The sequence below is a fragment of the Actinomadura sp. NAK00032 genome (assembly GCF_013364275.1).
Taxonomy (GTDB): Bacteria; Actinomycetota; Actinomycetes; order Streptosporangiales; family Streptosporangiaceae; genus Spirillospora.
The window spans coordinates 4,640,881-4,655,870 of sequence record NZ_CP054932.1; the positions used below are offsets into that span (position 1 = coordinate 4,640,881).

Annotated in this window: 16 protein-coding genes; 6 read left to right on the top strand and 10 right to left on the bottom strand. The window is 68.5% G+C overall.

What is annotated here, in order from left to right; all coding sequences use genetic code 11:
- Nucleotides 1-133: 133 nt before the first annotated feature.
- From HUT06_RS21520 to HUT06_RS21525, 3 genes are all read right to left on the bottom strand, one after another.
- Nucleotides 134-787, bottom strand: coding sequence for a hypothetical protein (locus HUT06_RS21520; RefSeq protein WP_176197382.1), 654 nt, complete (start codon nt 785-787; stop codon nt 134-136).
- Nucleotides 788-1,085: 298 nt separating this feature from the next.
- Nucleotides 1,086-1,208: a hypothetical protein gene (locus tag HUT06_RS45260; RefSeq protein WP_302931823.1), complete on the bottom strand. Its 123-nt coding sequence runs from the start codon at nt 1,206-1,208 to the stop codon at nt 1,086-1,088.
- A 132-nt stretch (nt 1,209-1,340) separates the two neighbouring features.
- A complete protein-coding gene (locus tag HUT06_RS21525) occupies nt 1,341-1,580 on the bottom strand; it encodes a hypothetical protein (protein WP_176197383.1) in 240 nt (79 codons plus the stop codon).
- 198 nt (nt 1,581-1,778) lie between these two features.
- Between HUT06_RS21525 and HUT06_RS21530 the strand changes: the two genes are divergently transcribed.
- Both HUT06_RS21530 and HUT06_RS21535 read left to right on the top strand, forming a co-directional pair.
- On the top strand, nt 1,779-2,486 hold the full coding sequence (locus HUT06_RS21530; protein WP_176197384.1) for a hypothetical protein: 708 nt from the start codon (nt 1,779-1,781) through the stop codon (nt 2,484-2,486).
- A gap of 152 nt (nt 2,487-2,638) precedes the next feature.
- Nucleotides 2,639-3,355 (top strand): hypothetical protein, encoded by a 717-nt coding sequence (locus HUT06_RS21535; RefSeq protein WP_217711381.1) that lies wholly within the window; start codon nt 2,639-2,641, stop codon nt 3,353-3,355.
- Here the strand turns inward: HUT06_RS21535 and HUT06_RS21540 are convergent.
- Nucleotides 3,237-3,833, bottom strand: a complete 597-nt coding sequence (locus HUT06_RS21540) for a hypothetical protein (RefSeq protein WP_176197385.1) — start codon at nt 3,831-3,833, stop codon at nt 3,237-3,239. The two genes, HUT06_RS21535 and HUT06_RS21540, sit on opposite strands and share 119 nt — an antisense overlap.
- A 136-nt stretch (nt 3,834-3,969) precedes the next feature.
- On the opposite strand from HUT06_RS21540, the gene HUT06_RS21545 reads away from it, so the two are divergent.
- The 4 genes from HUT06_RS21545 to HUT06_RS21560 all read left to right on the top strand — a co-directional run bounded on the left by HUT06_RS21545 (nt 3,970) and on the right by HUT06_RS21560 (nt 7,781).
- Entirely contained in the window at nt 3,970-4,659 is a 690-nt protein-coding gene (locus HUT06_RS21545; RefSeq protein ID WP_254715308.1) for an NUDIX domain-containing protein, read from the top strand.
- A gap of 77 nt (nt 4,660-4,736) precedes the next feature.
- Nucleotides 4,737-5,258, top strand: coding sequence for a hypothetical protein (locus HUT06_RS21550; protein ID WP_176197387.1), 522 nt, complete (start codon nt 4,737-4,739; stop codon nt 5,256-5,258).
- Nucleotides 5,259-5,274: 16 nt separating this feature from the next.
- A complete protein-coding gene (locus HUT06_RS21555; RefSeq protein WP_176197388.1) occupies nt 5,275-6,933 on the top strand; it encodes a hypothetical protein in 1,659 nt (552 codons plus the stop codon).
- Nucleotides 6,930-7,781 (top strand): hypothetical protein, encoded by an 852-nt coding sequence (locus HUT06_RS21560; RefSeq protein ID WP_176197389.1) that lies wholly within the window; start codon nt 6,930-6,932, stop codon nt 7,779-7,781. The genes HUT06_RS21555 and HUT06_RS21560 overlap by 4 nt, the downstream gene beginning before the upstream one ends.
- A gap of 242 nt (nt 7,782-8,023) precedes the next feature.
- Here HUT06_RS21560 and HUT06_RS45640 read toward each other — a convergent pair whose 3' ends face one another.
- The 6 genes from HUT06_RS45640 to HUT06_RS21590 form a co-directional block, all read right to left on the bottom strand.
- Nucleotides 8,024-8,482: a DUF4158 domain-containing protein gene (locus HUT06_RS45640; protein WP_368406981.1), complete on the bottom strand. Its 459-nt coding sequence runs from the start codon at nt 8,480-8,482 to the stop codon at nt 8,024-8,026.
- An 829-nt stretch (nt 8,483-9,311) separates the two neighbouring features.
- A complete protein-coding gene (locus HUT06_RS21570) occupies nt 9,312-10,082 on the bottom strand; it encodes a hypothetical protein (protein ID WP_176197391.1) in 771 nt (256 codons plus the stop codon).
- Nucleotides 10,082-10,291 (bottom strand): hypothetical protein, encoded by a 210-nt coding sequence (locus tag HUT06_RS21575; protein ID WP_176197392.1) that lies wholly within the window; start codon nt 10,289-10,291, stop codon nt 10,082-10,084. The genes HUT06_RS21570 and HUT06_RS21575 overlap by 1 nt, the downstream gene beginning before the upstream one ends.
- A gap of 458 nt (nt 10,292-10,749) precedes the next feature.
- The gene (locus tag HUT06_RS21580; protein ID WP_217711382.1) at nt 10,750-10,998 is read right to left on the bottom strand and encodes a helix-turn-helix domain-containing protein; all 249 of its coding nucleotides are present in this window, start codon (nt 10,996-10,998) and stop codon (nt 10,750-10,752) included.
- 60 nt (nt 10,999-11,058) lie between these two features.
- Nucleotides 11,059-11,469, bottom strand: a complete 411-nt coding sequence (locus tag HUT06_RS21585; RefSeq protein WP_176197393.1) for a hypothetical protein — start codon at nt 11,467-11,469, stop codon at nt 11,059-11,061.
- Nucleotides 11,466-14,978, bottom strand: a complete 3,513-nt coding sequence (locus tag HUT06_RS21590; RefSeq protein WP_176197394.1) for a helicase-related protein — start codon at nt 14,976-14,978, stop codon at nt 11,466-11,468. The genes HUT06_RS21585 and HUT06_RS21590 overlap by 4 nt, the downstream gene beginning before the upstream one ends.
- Nucleotides 14,979-14,990: the final 12 nt, after the last annotated feature.

Genomic DNA, 14,990 nt, shown 5'->3' on the forward strand with positions numbered 1-14,990 from the left:
GGGTGGCCGGACGTTGGGGACCACGGGTGCAGGCGAACCTGATCCGCGTGCGGCAGCGGGAGACCCGCCACGGTCGGTTCCAAGATCTGCGCGGCACTGAAGTTAGACATCCCGATCGCCTGCGTCGCACCGGTTACCCGCGCTGGTCGTCGGCGAGGGGGCGGATCTGGAACCGGTTTGCGTCACCTTGCCGGATCTGGTCGGTGAGGCGGGTCGCGATGCTCCAGCGCAGGAACTGGGTGACGGTCTGCGGCGTCACTGGCCTGCCAAGGTGGTCGCTGGCCGAGGCGGCCAGGGCTTCGGCGTCGCCGTCGAAGCATCCGCCCGTGGTCTGGGTGAGTACCGCCGTCCAGACGCTTCGCCAGGTCCTGCGGCGGTCCTCGGGCCAGCGGGCGGCGCGTTCGTCGAATGCCCGCATGCGGGGATCACTGGTCAGCTCGATCCGTGTTCTGGCCGCTGGCACCGGCGCCGGCGGAGGTTCGGGCCGGGCGGTCTGGGTGAGGTCACCGCCTCGCTTGCGCCGGTTCCGCCTGCGGTTGATCTGCAAGGTCTCGGATCCTCCCGGCTCGGCCGGTGCGGCCAGCACCCGCAGCTGGCCGTTCAGGCACAGCTGGCGCATCACCTCCGCCATCCTGGCCCGGCGGGTCTTGTCCCATGGTCTTGTCGCGGTCACGTAGCCGCACCCCACGGCGACCTGCCGGCGCGGCAGCCGGACGACGCCGTCTTGGTCGGCGACCGAGGCCAGGAACCGCATCACCGCCTCGGCCAGGGAAGAGCTCCGCGGCACCCGTCGAGCGGCCGGCACGCTGGCGCGGGCCCGATCCGGCGCCCGGTCTGGGACGCGGGCGGGGGGTTGTGGGTGTGCGCGTGGTTGCGGGCGTCGTGCCTGCCGGGCGACTAGTGTTCTGCGCCTGAAACACCCCAGGTTGCGGTGGGAGTACCTGCTGTGTCACCCACCGCGAGAGGGCCGGGATGGCGCGGCAGTCCAAGACCGAACTGTACGCCGCCATCCGCCGTGACATACGGGACGGGCTGCCGATCCGGGCGGTGATGCGCAAGCACGGTGTCTCGCACCCGACGGTGCGTCAGTCGCTGGACTCGGCGTGGCCGAAGCCGCGCAGGAAGATGGAGCCGCGCGCGACCGGGCCGGAGCCGTTCAAGCAGGTGATCGACGCGATGCTGCGGGCCGATCTGGACGCACCCCGCAAGCAGCGCCCACCCCTCCAGGCGGATCATCGACCAGCCCGCCGACGAACACGACGCGCCGGTGTCCCACGGCATCGTGCGGCGTTACATCGCCGAACGGCGGCCGCAGACTCGGCCGGCTGGACCACCGCCGCTCACCCCGCCGACCCGCCATCGACCTGGGCATCCCCGCGATCACGGCGGAGGAGCCGTGACCACCATGTCAGGCGATGCAGCGCCTCACTCCACTCCTGCAGAGTCGGATACACCCCCGTTGAACGTCCCTGGATCACGCCGACCACCAGGACGAACGCGATCAGCAATCCGGTCCGAGCCAACGGAAGCAACCACGCCCACCACGGCACCATCCCCACCACCCGCTCACCTTCCTTCACCTCGGGACTCTCCCTAGGGAGCTCTAGTCTGCAGCATTGGGGACCCAGTTTGACAAACTTGAACAGAAAGCGCCAGGACCTCGATGAATACGAGGTGTCCTAGGCGGCGAGAGGTCGACAAGCCTCTTAGGGAGCCGCCTTGACGTAGAGTTACGAGGATGGACAGGCGAGAGCGACCAGGACCTCAGGAGTCGAGTCATGGGCAAGATCGGCAGAGTTGAGCTGCCGCCAGGTCCGATCGCGGATCTCTTCGAGGAACTGCGCCGTCTCCATCGACTCGCGGGCGAGCCCAGTGTTCGTGAGATCGCCGCGACGATTGGAGAAGGAGTCCTCAGCCACGCCACCGTCCATGCAGCCCTCCGCGGCCCCCGAGTCCCCAGATGGCCGGTCCTGGATCTCGTCGTCGAGGCCCTGGAGGGCGACGGCCCCAAGTTCAAAGCTCTCTGGGTGGCCGCTCGTTATGCAGAGGACGAGCGACCACCACCCCTCAATGCTGTTAGCGCAAGTTATCTACCGACCGAACGGCCGCCCAGGACCCGCGTCGACATGGTGCCCGGGACGGATGACCTGAACGCTGTTATCGAGACAGATGACGGCTCGGCGACGATCGTCCTTAGAGATGCGGATCGCCTGGCGCTGGCCGCACTCTTCGAGCCTACGCTTCGGGACCCCCTGGGACCCGATCGGCTTCCGCGGACCTACGCCGCGGCGGCGGCTCGGCTCGGCTGGCCCCGGACTTCCCTGGTCAAACGGATCGAATACCTTCGCATGAGACTGCACCGGGCCGGAGTGCCCAACATGACGGGCTACAACGCGGTTGCCCAACTTGCGGACTACGTCATCGCCACCGGTCTCCTCAAGACCACCGATATCGACCGGCTCGGCCGGGAACAAAATGGAACTTGACGAAACCACACAATCCTGGACTGGATGCTTACTGAGTGAGGAGCAAGCTCGGACGCCTCAAACCTCTGATTGGGAAAGCCTGCCCATTTTTGAGAATGCGGCATCGAGAGCTTCTATTTCCCGGGGATCGAGGGCGCCCACGAGAAGGGCGGGTGGAGGGGCAGATCGGCTGGTTTCGTCGCAACCACTTCGTGCCGGTGCCCGAGGTCGACTCGCTGGAGCTGAACCAGATGATCGACCGCTGGGACGAGGAAGGCAAGGCGCGGCGGATCAGGTCACGTCCCCGCACGATCGGCGAGTTGTTCGACGCCGAGCGGCCGCCACTTCTCCTTGCGGGTCGACCGGCACAGCCAGATCAGCGTCCGCACCAACCGCCACTCGGTGCCGGTCCGGCTGATCGGCGGATGGTCCAGGTCGTGCTGCACACCTCGGAGCTGGTGGTCTTTGACGGACGCGAGGTAGTCGCCCGGCACGAGCGGCTGGGCGCCAAAGGCGGCCGGCAGGTGGACCTGGACCACTACCTGGAGGCCCTGGTCCGCAAGCCCGGTGCGCTGCCGGGCGCGACCGCGCTGGAACAGGCCCGCGCCGCGGGCGAGTTCACCCCCGTCGACGACGCCCGGTGGGCAGCGGCCAGCAAGCTCCACGGCGACCGCGAGGGCGCCCGCGCCCTGATCGACGTGCTGCTGAACCGGCAGATGAACCACGAGCACATCGCCGCCGGGATCGCCGCGGCCTTACGGGTCGGCGCGCTCACCGCCGACGCGGTCGCGCTGGCGGCCCATATGGGCGCCGAGGCAGACGACTCCACCGATGTCCCCGCCCCCGATAGAAGGCACCGTAGCGAAGCACGATTCCATCAGCCCAGGTGATGCCGGTGACCGCGTCCTCCAGATGGCGCAGTGCGGCCACCGACGGGGCGGCGTCCTCGGGGGGATGCGGCTCGATCCGGCCGTTCTCGTCGGCGACCGGCCCGCCGGTGCGTTCCATCCACATGGCGTTGCTCTGCGCCACGAACGTACGCACGCCGACCGCGCGCGCCGCGGACAGCAGGTGGTCGGTGCCCTCGGTGCGCAGCCGGTTGGTGGCGGCCGCCATCCGTCTCACGTTCCGCATGCTCGTCTCCCCGCCCAGCGCGGTGAGCTGGTGGACGATCACCTCCGGCTCGGCCTTGGCGACCGCGTCGGCCACCGCGTCGACGACGACCGGCTCCGCACCCAGCGCGTGCAGCATGCCGGTCTTGGCCGGCGAGCGGGTCGAGCCGACGACCTCGTATGAATTCGACAGGGGGCAGTCATGCCGGCCCGGTGGCCAGAAGCCCTCTGCGCGGGCACCTAGCCACCGATCCAAGAGGCTCGCGACTTCAATCGTGGGTGCGGGCACAGTGCCGACGTGCGGCAGGCTACGAACGGCTCCTTGCAGGCTGTTGGCCGATGGGACCGGTCGTTGCTTCTAGTCATGTGGACAATTAGTTACCATGGTGTGTGTGTTCTCGTCGCAGGAGCAGTCCGATGAGGTCTCCGTGGCCGTGGACCTGGTCATTTTTACGGTGCGGGACGGTGCGCTGCAGGTCCTGTTGATCGAGCGCGGCAAGGAGCCCTTTCTGGGTGGGCTCGCGCTGCCCGGCGGGTACGTCCGGGGCGCCGAAGGGCTGGACGCCGCCGCCGCCCGCGAACTGTTCGAAGAAACGGGAGTGGACCCCGCACGCCTCCACCTGGAGCAGTTGCGAACCTACGGCGAGCCGGAAAGGGACCCGAGGGGACGCGTGTTCAGCGTCGCGTACCTGGCGCTAGGGCCCGACCTGCCATCGCCTGTCGCGGGAACCGACGCCGCGACGGCCTTCTGGATGCCGGTGAAGAAGGCACAGTCGGCGAAGCTCGCTTTCGATCACGCGGTGATTCTCAGTGACGGCCTGGAACGGGCCCGCGCGAAGCTGGAGTACTCCACGGTCGCGACCGCGTTCTGCCAAGAACCGTTCACGGTTGCAGACCTCAGGCGCGTCTATGAGGTGGTCTGGGACGCGAAGCTGGAGCCCAGCAACTTCCATCGCAAGGTGACGCGTGCCGAAGGGTTCCTGGTGCCGGCCGGACGGCACCGCGCCGCGGATCTTGGTCGCCCGGCCGCGCTGTACCGCCGCGGCGGTGCGACGACGCTCACCCCGCCGCTACTTCGATAGCACCACCCTAAAAAGTCACCTTGACCAGAAGTGGGCCCATGTTTATTGTCAGTGTGACTTAAAAGGGAGGTCGGGAGATGCCGTCCGACGAGACTCCGTCGCTGCTCGCCCTGGAGTATGAGCAGCTCAAAGAGGAACAGAGGTTGCGCATCGGCACGCGCGACAACCTCGTCTACGCGACGATCGGTGCCCTGGCTCTGATCGTCGGCGCGGTCATCCAGTCGGGTTCGACCGTGTTCCTCCTCCTTGCCCCGCCCGTCTGTGTCACCCTGGGCTGGACGTATCTCGCCAACGACGACCGGATCACGGCCATCGGCGTCTACGTCGGGAACGTTCTCGGCCCGGAGCTCTCCCGGCTGTCCTCGGCCGAGACCGAACTGTTCGCCTGGGAGCGTCGGCACAGAGAAAGCGGCGGACGCCCACTCCGCAAGGCATGCCAACTGCTGGTCGACCTCCTGCTGTTCTGCGGCACGGCGGTCGTCGCCCTGGTGACCGCCTGGTGTGACTCGGCCATCCCGCCGCCGCTGCACCTGGCGATTGCCGTGGAACTCGCCGTCATCGCGGCGCTCGCCGCCCGGTTCGTCACTCTAGTCCGCTGAGAACAAGGGGGTCGCCATGGCGACCACGCAGGCCGGCGCACCCGTCGGCTCGTCCCTGACCGATGCTCCACCAACCGAACGCCCTCCAGCCGAAGAACCGCCCCCTGAGGAGCCACAGCACGACGGGGCCGTCTTCGACACAGCCGCAACGCGTTACCTCTGCGCGGGCACCTATCTCGACGACAGGTTCCGGGGCTGGGTCCTGACACAGGTCTACGGGAACACCGCCAGCCGGGTTGCGCCCTCGTACGGGTTCGACGTCGTGCCCGTCGTCGCACACGCCCGCCGGGCCTGGGGCATCGCCGCCGCACAGGATGCGATCCTGACGGCCCTGCTGGTCTTCGCGGGCTGGTACCTGACGCCGTCCACGGCGTTTCTGTGCACACTGGCGTACTTGTGGTTCCTGCTCGTGAACGTCCGAGACTACGCCAAGCAGTGGACGGTGCGCTTCTTCCGCCTTCCGCACCGCAAGCCTCACCCGCAGGAATCCCTGATTTTGAAGGAGGAAAGGCGCCGCATCCGTGACAGCACGGTGTTCCTTCTTCCGCTGACCGCAGGGGCGTTTGCGGTGACGCTCTGGCGAGGCTGGGGAATTGTGGACGTCGCGCTTGGCGCTGTCGTGATCATTGGTGTGACCGGTTTCGTGTTAGGCCTCGCCGAGCTCGCCCGCCGTCGGAGCCTGCGTGCCCTGTGGAGTGATTTCGAGCCGGTGCCGCTGAACCGTAGGCTCAAGGCGATCGACGTGCAGCAGCGCAGCCCCGTCGTCGCCCATGTCGACGATCCCTTCATCGGCAGTGGTCAGATCGTGCACACCTGGGAGTTCACGCAGCGTCTGCTGCGCCCGCGCGACGATGCCGGAGGACGGAAAGGCAGTGAGTTCGCCGATCCGCCGTTCCGGACCAGTGAGCTCGTACGGCACATCCGCGAGAGCCTGAACCGGCTCGCCCGGGACCGAGGCAGGGAGACCAAACTTCCCGGGCTACGGGTGAGCGATCTGCTCCTCGTTGAGGGACGGCACCTGGGGCGCTACCGCTCGCTCCTCAACCATAGGCCGCGCCTCGAGGAGCTCGAGGAGTTCATGGCCGACAGCCTGGCCCCGGGGCGACACCACTTGGCGTGCCAGATCACTTCCTGGGATGGCGAGATCGTCACGACGGTCTACCTGCACACCTCGCTACAAGGCGGCCTGCTCTACCTGAAGTACACGATCTACGCGCTCACCCCCATACCCGAACGCTTCAAGGTGATCAACGAGATGGGGAACGCCAGCTTTAATGCCGCGGCCAAGGTGTTCCTCGGCAAGTTGCTGTCGGCACCCCGCGCCCTGCGGGCTCCCCGCGATCTGTGGAACGCGGTTCGCACGGCGGGGTGCGTGCTTACCTCCCCGAAAGACCGAACGGACAACCCGCGGCTCAACATCGGCGTCCGGGTGAGCGTACGGGAACACCTGGCCGCCACTCGCGACCGCTCCTACTTCCAAGCAATGGACGTCGCCAAGCACAGCAAGATCATCGAGCGTCGCATCATCTCCGCAGTCGGCGAATTCCTCCATGGCCGAGTCCTCACAACTGAATTCGAGGAACGCGCCACCTACATCCTCAACAGCGGAGTCCTCAACATGGGGTCGGGGGATGTCCAGATCGGCAACGCCAACACGATAGGGAGCGCGGCGTGAACATCAACAGTGGAGTGCAGAACATCGGCACCGGCAACCTGACCATCGGCGACGGCAACCGCATCGGCAGTACAGTAGACCACGACGAAACCATCGCCGGGCAGGCCGACATCGGCGTGATCACCGTCCTGTCCTCCGAGGCCAGCGCGGCGATCGGCGTCCTCGACGACGCCTATACGGCCCGAGCGGACGGCGTGCGGGTGCACCGCGGACACATTGGAAACGCCGCCGTCGTGGTGACTCGCGCAGAGCGGCAGGGCAACCGGTCGACCGGCCCCTCCTTCCAACTGCTGCGCACCCATTACCGCCCGGGCGTGATCGTGGTCATGGGCATCGGCGGTGGCATCCACTCCGACGTGCAACCCGGTGACGTGGTCATCGGCCAAGAGATCGTGTACTACGACCTGCGCAAGGAGACCGCGACTGGAGTGCTGCGCCGCAGCGAAGGCCATCAGGTGCCGGCCTGGGTGCGCCGCGAGGTGAACGACTTCTTCACCGACCACGGCGAGCCCTACACCCTCCCAGGTACTGCGGCGAAGGCCCTCGCGGGCCCGCTCGGCTCGGGCGAGGCAGTCGTCGCGCACAGCGACTCCCAGATCCGCCACCATCTGGCAGTCGTCAACGATAAGATCCTCGCTCTGGACATGGAGACCGGCGGTCTGGCCCTGGCCTTCCACACTCAAACAGGCGAACCGAAAACGAGCGGCTGGCTAACCATACGCGGCATATCCGACAATGCCGACGAAAATAAGGACGACACCCATCACCAAATTGCCGCAGATAACGCGGCCGCCGTATTCAGGGAACTGGTTCCCTATCTGGTGGACGGACTTAACCATCAACGGTGAACACTCCCGGCCACGGTCGCAGAAACTCCGGCCCCGCATTCCACGGCCAGTCCGTCGGAGAGCGGCCAGAATATCGCGCCGCGCATCGCAGGCCACAGTGTCGAGAAGCTGGCTTGGCGGTACTCCAGGGTCGTCAAGGGCACGGTGTCCGGATGAATCGCTGCCGACCGCCTGCACCCATCGCTGCGGGCGCAAAGCCGAGCAGTTCCTGACCTTCCCCGGTATCATGCCAGCCCCACCAGTTACCGCCACCATACCGAATGAGACGACGTCGTAATCAGCAGGATGGCACGCCAGTCTTTATCACTGACACCGGCGGCTATATCTCGTCCGCGGACTCGCACTGACGAATATTCCCGGCGCGGCCGCAGGCTGTACGACGACGGTGTCCACCGGATCCGAGCGGACACCTTCGTCCAGCAAGGGCGCCGTCCCCCGGCACGCCCCGCCTGACCGCAAGGCAACCCGCGGATCTCCCACCCGTGCTCGTACGTCCACGCATGCCGCCCGTGCTCGACGAACTCGTCGGAATCGACGCCGAGTTGCTCATCGACGAACCTCGCCACCTTGGCCGGGATTGCGGTGGGCTTCCTAGCCAGGAACACCCTGAGCATCAGCACCGTTGCGCACCGCACCGCCCAGCCGGGCTTCGTCGGGCGGCTGCCGGAAGCTCCAGCACCGGGGCGGCCCCGGCCCGGCACCGAACCGAAACGAAGATCAGCTTCCTCGCACTAGATCTTGCACTCGGCCTCCTCGCAGGCCGAGGGGTGCGAGGCCAACCCGCTGGTCAGGTAGTGAAGTACGGCAGCCAGCAGGATCAGATTGCCGGCGGACGGTGACCCCGATGTCCTTCACGTGCGGTCAGTGTCGGGCAATTCTGGCAGCCAGCTGAACAACGCGGGCTGATTAGCGTTCATCAAATGCTGGAGTACGGGACGGCCAAGTACATACACGTGTTCGCGCGGGTCGCGACAAGGCGTCCAGGTCCTGATGTCGGCCATCACCGGAGTCGATAGCCCTCCAGGGGAGTGCACCTGTTTACAGCCTTCGGCTCAGGGGCAGCGGAGCATCCATTTCCGAAAGGGCGGATTCCGGAGAGCTGCCGGTAGCCGCTACGTAGCGGTCGGGTCGGACCAGTGTGACAGGCGGTCCATCGGTCAGGCCGGAAGGATCCGTGAGGTCTTTGTCGGGCAGGCGCCAACACGGCGATAGACTCGCACACCGGGTATCCGCTGACTCGCCCGAAGCGCGACGGCAATGGCCCGCACATGGCGCCCCGCCGACCGAGGTCTGCTCGCGCCAGCGGACTGGTCTGGTCCTGCGGAGGCGTCCGAGGGATCGGACTGGTAGTGCCCTGGCGCTCACCGAGAACGGTGGGCGCGGTCGCTGCCGAGGACTGATGGCGCAACAACGCGGCCCTCCGGTAGGAAGTCCGAAGCAGGCCGAGGCGGGTCAGTCGGGCCCGCCCTGGCCAGCGCGCTGGTACACCACTCCTATGCCTGAAGACGAGAATGAGGGGGTGGGCCGCTCTCAGTACAAGGTGATCTTGTTGCTTTCGGCGCGTGGTTCTGTCGGCGGCTCGATTGCGTAACCAAGGTCCTTCAGGACCCTGACTGCTTCGTCCGGGCAGTCGCGGACGACCACCCCGGTCTGGAGCCTGCGCCAGGCTCGCCGCCCCTTGTGGATCGCGTCCTTCCAGCCGACTTCACAGTCGATGCCGAACTCCTCCACCAAGAACTGGAGGACGTCCTCCAGGCAGGGGCGGAATCGAGGGCCCCCAAGGGGAAGATGCAGGTCGGAGAGTTGGGGGATGACGGGTGTGTCTGCGTCGAGCTGGGCGGCACGCTTACGGATGCGGGCATTGTCGCCCTTGCCAGTGAGTAGGAGGTAGACGGCCTCGTCGCGGTGCGCGTGCACGTGGAAATGGGCACAGGGCACATTGCTCTCGGGGTGGCGCAGGTACTCCCAGCGGAACAGAGGCTCAGGCTTGCGCATCATGCGTACGTGCGCCTTGGAGTCCTCGATGGCCAGGAAGCTGCGGTGTCCGTCCCAGGTGCACTGGAGTTGCACGATCAACTCCAGTCGGCACTTGCCGTCGATCTTGATGGGGATCGGGGGAGAGGGCTCCCCCTCAGGAGTCCGCGACCGGACAAGCAGTCGCCGCGCCCCACGCTTGCCGCGTTCGTATACCGCCTCGAAGGCGGGCACGTCCGGCCCGAGGACGCCTTGCACGGTCCGCGTGAGGTCGCTGGCGAAGGTATCTGCCTGGCGGGTGAGTTGTTCCTCGTCTTCAGCAAGCATCAGTCGTTGAGCAGGTAATCGATGTTGTTGATCGCGTCGAGGATGTCCATCTGCTCGGCAGTGAGCTGGTAGGTCTGGGCACGATCACGTAGCTCATGTTCGGACAGACCAGCACGCCGGAGTAGGTGCTGGCGTTCCTGCTTCAGCTCCTCGGCAGACCTACTGATCACCGTGGCCATGGGGTCCTCCTGCGGTCCGGTGTCGTCCATGAGACCAGTTAACCCGTAGCCTGCGACACTCTTGCGGAGCTAGCGTGTGGGCCTCGTTAAAGGTCTCCTCGCACGGTAGCCCACAAGGCCGCGCTGCGAAGGGGTGTCGAGAAGACGATCGAGTCCGCTTCATCGGAGCTGGCTTCGACGAGACAGGCGACGGAGGAGGAGTAGCCGCGATGGCGAACGCGGCGCTCCCGGGGCTCACGGCTCCCGCCTGCGTCTGGGACTGGCCGATGGTCAGGGGCGCCTCCCCGCGGTTCCGGGTGGCCATCTCTGCGGCGCGGCCCACGAGAAGCGCAATGATCAGGCACCGTAAAGCCGACGGTGTCGAGTTTGGCCTGAAACCCCGCGCTCCGAGTCCGCCCGCCGCGGTCACGGAAAACCGCCACCGGCCCGTGCCGTCCTCGCCATCGGTCCAGCAAGCAATTACACAGCAGATTTCAGTACGCGCAGCACTAGGCGGAGTTGTCGCGTCGGCTGCCCTTGGCCACCAGGTCTGCGGGGGCGAGATCGAGGCCCTCTGCGATCGCCAGGATCGTCAGGAGGGAGGGGTTGCGGCGGCCGTGTTCGATGCCGATCAGCATGCGGGCGGAGATGCCGGCGGCTTCGGCCAATGCTTCCAGGGACATGTCGCTGTGCTCGCGGGCGTCGCGGACGGCGAAGCCGAAGGCTTGCAGTCGCGGGTCGGGAGCGGCAGCGGGCACTCAGCGATGCCAGCAGCCGTACCATTACCGGCACCATGAACGATAGTTCAGGATCGCAGGTCAGGGTGGTCTGGCGGGGGTGGAGTCGGGATGATTCGCCCACGGGCCCGCCAGGTCGGTGACCACGTCCGCCAGGGTGGCGGCGACCAGGCCCCATGCCTGTTCCAGTCCGTGCGGAGGGTGGGCGGCATGCCAGGCGGCGCGTTGGTAGCGGTCCAGCAGGCCGCCGGGGGCCAGGATGGCCCCGACCACCGCCGCGGCCCCGAGGGGGCCGTCGCGGCCGCGGTCGGCGGCGGCATCGGTGTGCTCGGGGCACACCGATAGCAGGCGGGCCCGCAAGGCGGCGGTCTGCGCGCCGGCCTCGCCGAGGGTGGGGGTGGGGCGGGTCTGCGGTGTCAGCCGCGCGGGAATCGCCGGCCCAGATCGGCGCCGCCCGCCGGTGCCGGTGGCGGCGTCGGGTGGGCCGGTCATCTCAGGCCGCCCGGCAGGGAGAGGGGCGGGGCACCGGCCGGGGTGAGCAGCATCCAGCAGATCAGCTGGATGCGTTCTGTCGCTGCGCCGGCGGGGATGTCGTGGGCTTGGGCGACTGCGCCGCGGGCGCGGTCCAGCAGCGAGATCACCAGGTCGAGGTGTTCGCGTCGCAGCGGACGTTTCGGGTCGCGGCCGCGTGGGGCGGGCCGGCTGGGGGCGGTGAGGTGGTCGGTGATGTAGTCGGTGAGGTCGATGCGTGCGTGGCGCAGGCAGCGGTCGGTGTCCAAGGTGATGTGTCCCGCCCGCCGCGCGCCCGCATACACCTGGGCGAACGCCGCTGTGGGCCCGGCGGGGCCGGCCGTGGTGCGGGCTGTGGTGCGGCCGGTGTCCAGCCGGAAGCAGAAGACGACGCTGGGATCGGGATCAGGGCCGAAGCGGACGGCTCCGGCACCGTGGGGCAGCCGGTTCAGGGCGGTGTTCAGGCGGGGGGTTCGGCGGGCGTTGCCCACCCATGTGGTGGCCCAGCCGTGGTCGCGAATGGGCTCGGTCTCTGCGCTGCCGGATACGGCGCCGGGTTGGTGGCCGGCGCTGTGGGCGGGGTTGTGGTCGGCTGGCGTCTGCGAGGTGGGATCGGTGTGCGGTACTTGCCACAGGTCGAGTAGGTCGGTGTAGGTGCGGACGGGGGAGTCGGGGAATGGTGGGGTCGGCACGCCGACGGTTTCGGCGGCCAGGCGGGCTTTGGTGTGCAGGATGTCCATGATGCGCAGCACGGCCTCGGTGGCCGGGGCGGGCAGCATGGTCCAGCACGTCACCAGGTCGTGGGTGGAGCCGACGCGGTCCAGGCGTCCGACGCGTTGCCCGAGCCGCTGGGGGTTCCAGGTGAGGTCGTAGTTGATGCACAGGGCGGCTTGTTGGAGGTTGACGCCTTCGGCGAACTTGTCGGTGCAGATCAGCACGTCGTAGCGGTCGGCCTCGGGTGGGAAGGTGGCCTCGGTCACGGCGGTGGAGGCGGTGGCGGGCGCGAAGCCCGCCAGGATCGCCTCGGTGTCGGGGGGCTCGCGCCGGCTCCCGAGGTTGGCCACCCGGCCGCGCAGGGCCGCCAGCCGCGGATCGTCGTTGACGCGCTGGTTCAGCCACCGGCCCAGGTCGTGGGTGGTCTCCCGGGCGCTGGCGAAGATCACGATCTTGGGGCCGCGGGGGTCGGCCAGCGCCGTGGCCAGCAGCCCGAGCAGGGCCTCCTTCTTGGGGTCGGTCGCGACGGCAGTGCGGGCGCGGGCGGCCAGGTCCTGCAGGATCGTCAGGTCGTGTTGCAGGTCGGCGCGCAGCGCTGCTTGGTGGTACTGGTCGGCCGGTTCGGTCGTGTCGGTGTCGGCGGCCAGGTCGGTCAGGATCGTCTCGCTGTCATCGGCGTCGTCGCTCAACGCGGCCAGGCGCCGGCTGGTGAGGCGGCGTCCGTTTCCGGTCGTGGTGCGGACCACGCCGGCGTCCAGGTCGGCCAGCGCGCCGCGGGCGGTGGCGGCCATGTGGCGTGCGGTGGCGGTCAGCGCGGCGGGGGAGGACTCCATCCGCTTGAGTAGCAGACTGCGCAGCAGCCCGGTGATCGGCAGCGCAGGGCTGGGGTCATGCTGCCGGTAGCAGGCGCGCCGGTACGCGGCCAGCGTCAGCGAGGCGGCCTGGCCGCCGTGCGCTGCGCGGACGGCGGTGAAGGCCGGGGCCAGCGCCGCCAGCAGCGCGGCCGGGTCCCGGCCAGGGCGCCCGGACGGCTCCGAAAGTTGCTCGCAAAGCTGTCCGGAAGGCTGCGCTGGGGGCGGTTGCGGGCCGGTCCTGAGCCCGGCTGGATGGTCGGTGTAGCCGACCGCGTCCAGCACTGCGACGAACAGTTCCTGCATCGGCGGCGGCATCGGCACGTCCACCCGGATCTGCTCGATGTCAGGGAAGCGCAGTGCGGCGGTGGGGTAGGCGCGGCGGATGAGGGGCCGGTCGCGGCGCAGCATCCGGTCGTGGGCCATCTGGTAGTACCAGGCCTTCTCCTGCGCGGGGACGGTCAGCGGGTCGGCCAGCACCTGGGCCAGCCGCCGCCCCTCGTCGGGGCGTGCGGCGGTGCGCGAGCGCTGCAGCATCGCGGCGGGGGTCCAGTTGGGTTCCAGGCCGCGGTCGGCCAGCACCAGCAGTTCGAACAGGTCCCGGGCGGTGTTGTTGACCGGGGTGGCGCTCATCACCAGCACCTGCGGCGGCGCGGGGTCTTGGGGCTGGGCGGCCAGTAGCGACCGCAGGGCCTCCATCCGGGCAGTGAGGGGGTTGCGGACCGCGTGCGCCTCATCGAGAATGAGCAGCCCGCACCGCTGCCAGGTGTGCCCGTCCTCAAGCACGCCGCGGTACAGCTTGGTGAGCTGGTCATACGACAGCACCCGCATCCCGTTCAGTCCCCACTCGGCCAGGCGGCGCCGCCACATGCGGCGCAGGCTGGCCGGGGCGACGACCGTGACCGGGCCACGGCCCTCGGCCACCGCCAGCCGGGCGACCTCCCCGGCGATGTACGTCTTGCCGAGGCCGACCTCATCGGCGATCAGCGCTCCGCCGAAGCGTCGCAGGATCGCGCGGACCCGGGCGACGCCGTCGCGTTGGTAATCGGTCAGGTTCATGCAGGGGCTGGGGTCGGCGTTGACCTCATCGTCGTAGGCCTCGGCCAGCATCCGCAGGTACACCAGTTCGCGCGGATAGGCGCAGAACAGCTCAGTGATCAAAGCGCCCAGGTCGTAGGGGCGGGCCTGGTCCCACCAGCACCGTGTCTCGGCGACCGCGGCGCGGGCCCCCCTGCGGCCTAGCACGGCGTTGAACTCCTGGTTGCGGATCAGCCCGCCCAGGGTCAGGTTGGAGGAGCCGGTCGCCGCGTGCACGCGGCGACCGCGGTCCACCACGGTGGCCTTGGCGTGCAGGAAGCGGCGCTGGTAGCGGCGCACCTGCATGCGGTCGTCGGCCAGCAGCGCCGCCAGACCCTGCAGCCGCCGCATCTGCCGGGCGGTCAGCGGCATCCCGGCCAGATCGGCGCGCAGCGCCCGGTCGGTCTGGGCGCACACGCGTGCCACCGTCTGCGGATCGGGGTCAGCAGCATGGTCGTCACCCGGATGATCGTCGCGGCGGCCCGTCGCCGGGGCGCCGGAGTCGTCGCCGAGGGCCTGCCCGAAGGGGATCTGGGCACGGCGCCATATGCGGGCGCCTTCGGGGGGCGCCACCCCCAGCAGCAGCCGCACCTGGTGGCCCCGCGCGGTCAAGGTGGTGAGCGGCTCGAGCAGTTCCAGCAGGCCCTGCATGGTGACGAACCCCGTCGTCAGCATGACGCGGGCCGGCCGGCGGCCGGCCGTGGCGACCAGCCACCGGGCCAAGCCCGCAGCCACGGTCTCGTCGCCGGTATTCAGGAACGTCGTGCCGTCGGGGGCGGTCGTGTCGGGTGTTGTGCCGTCGAGCGCGGGTGTGTCGGGCGGTGCGGTGTCGGGTGAGAGAGTCGTCATCGTCACTCCCTG